This window comes from Streptomyces poriticola, from assembly GCF_036689765.1.
Lineage (GTDB): Bacteria > Actinomycetota > Actinomycetes > Streptomycetales > Streptomycetaceae > Streptomyces > Streptomyces poriticola.
Window position 1 is genome coordinate 1 of the sequence record NZ_JBAGKH010000119.1, and the last position, 311, is coordinate 311.

The 311-nt window shown below is 66.6% G+C and carries 1 pseudogene; it reads right to left on the reverse strand.

The features are described from left to right. Window positions 1-311: pseudogene (locus tag V5O46_RS31715) on the reverse strand (transposase); the annotation flags it as partial.

Below are 311 nucleotides of genomic sequence, written 5' to 3' on the forward strand. Positions count from 1 at the left end.
CGGCCGGTTCGCCACGGCACCGTCGCGGATCTTCACATGGATCGCGTCGATGAAGACGACCGGATAGACCGGGTCGAGGGGCCGGTTCTGCCGCTCGGCCATGCCGTCCATGACCTTGTCGGTGATGGTGGAGATGGTCTGGCGGGAGACGTCGGCGCCGTAGACCTCGGCGAGGTGGGCCTGGACCTCGCCGGTCGTTCAGGCCCTTCGCGGACAGAGATATCACCATTTCGTCGACGCCGGACAGGCGCTTCTGCCGCTTGCGTACGATCTTCGGTTCGAAGGTGCCGTCCCGGTCGCGGGGCACGGAT